Raw genomic sequence first — 1,915 nt, 5'->3', positions numbered from 1 at the left:
GAGTGGTAATACACCACGTTCAGACGGTGGTGTACGGATGCAGTTTTCCGAAGAGTCAAATGTAAAATTATCTAAAATAAGTATAGACGTTTGGGATAGTTTTGAAGAGAAATTTGGGGTCGATATCCAGTATCGGAAAGCTGGCTACCTACTTCTAGCACGTGAAGAAGAAACCGCTTCGCAATTCAAGAAAGATGTGGCTATGCAAAATAGGCTTGGAGTTCCAAGTGAACTCTTAACCCCTGAAGAAGCTGAAAAGCACTGTCCAGAATTAAACTCAGATCTATATCGGTTGGCTACTTTCTGCCCGGTTGATGGATTTACAGATCCCTACCTCGCTTTGCAGGGATATGCAAAAGCAGCCCAAGATATTGGTGTCGACGTGAGAACTAATTCTGAGGTGACAAATGTTCTCCGAGAGGGAGATACTATTCGTGGTGTAGAGACTAGACAAAATGACCTAAAAGCAGACTTCGTGGTAAATGCGACAGGGGCATGGGCCCGCCGCTTTGCAGAGCTCGCAGGCATCTCAATCCCGGTAGCACCCCGTCGACGTCAACCCTCTTTAGTAGTTCCAGAAAAACCGGTGTCTGAATTACACCCACTCGTGAGCGATCTTGACACTGGTATGTATTTCCGACCTGAGCGCGATGGCCACGCAATTGTTGGGGGACATTTTGGAGATCATGACAAGGATGTCCATCCAGACACTTATTCAAAGGGAGTTGATTATAACTTGGCTGCGACTGCCATAGAACAGGCTAGTGAATGTGCAAACCACTTCGGCCCAGAATCTGAACTAAAAAAGGGATGGGCTGGCCTCTATGCTGTTACTCCTGATCATAATCCAATCCTTGAAGAGACGATCCCAGGCTTCATCAACGCTGTTGGGTTCTCCGGGCATGGTTTTCAGCATGCCCCAGCTACTGGGAAAATAGTAGCTGACCTCGTAGAGAAGGGAAGCACAGACTTGGTTGACATTTCTCCATTCCAAAGTGACCGATTCGAAGATATCTCATTAGAAACAGAGCAGAATATGATCTGATTAGTATAAATCGCGTCTGAAGAACCGTTCAGGTACAGTCTATCGGAATTGTGTACCTCCACCAACGATATACTATCTCAACTATTGGATTTCTTCACACTCGTGTATTGATTGTGTGGATTGAATAGGTCTGACATGAAGGTATACTAGATCCAGTAGATAACTCTCTGTCTCAGGGCTATCTCCTATTTGCAGCTGAGACTACAGCTGTACCAATTGTGCTTGTAGCAATGATCGGGATGACAATAAAGCGATTATTGATCTCGCCGTCGTCGAACTCTGCGGAAACTTGGTCCTAAGCGACAACTGCCCTCATTACTTATTGGATAGTGACTGGGACACCATCTTGAGTTTGAGATATGTTAATTACATCTAATATCTGTTGGCATGAATTACAGAACTAGTCTTGTAATTTTCGTGCTTCAAAGAGACGTGGTTCGACAGGAGAGAGAAAATGGCAAATCATCATTAATGACGATTTGATATTCACAAATCACATTAGCTGACGTATCTACGATGGGGTGTCACGATTGAGAATCGTGCAGATTGGATAGCTACGCCTACGTTCTGGGCTCAAAGACTGTTTTAGCCGGGGCTTTCTGTCGCCGTTCAAATGCTCTCCGACCCAGATTTAGGATCACAGCGCGCTGATCATATCTTACCCTATCCGATTATCGAGTTCATTGAATCTTCCTCCCCGACGAATGGCTAGAGATACGTCAACCGGATTCAGCAAGTGCTTCTGCAGTTACGCGTCTACTCCCCAAAACCTGCTAAGTAGCATTGATTCAGAAATTGAGCTAAACCGTCAGGATAGCCACACGAAGACCTACAGGACCGACTGGGTAAGTCCTCCATCAACACGAAGAT

Annotated in this window: 1 protein-coding gene; it reads left to right on the top strand. The window is 45.3% G+C overall.

Features of this window, described 5'->3' with window-relative positions; all coding sequences use genetic code 11:
* On the top strand, positions 1–1,045 hold a 1,045-nt coding region (locus NKF06_RS20495; protein ID WP_253246450.1), incomplete at its 5' end, for an FAD-dependent oxidoreductase.
* Positions 1,046–1,915: the final 870 nt, after the last annotated feature.

Source organism: Haloferax sp. AB510, assembly GCF_024136985.1.
Taxonomy (GTDB): domain Archaea; phylum Halobacteriota; class Halobacteria; order Halobacteriales; family Haloferacaceae; genus Haloferax.
The sequence above is the reverse complement of the archived record's forward strand: the minus strand, read 5'-3'. Positions and strand labels throughout refer to the sequence as shown.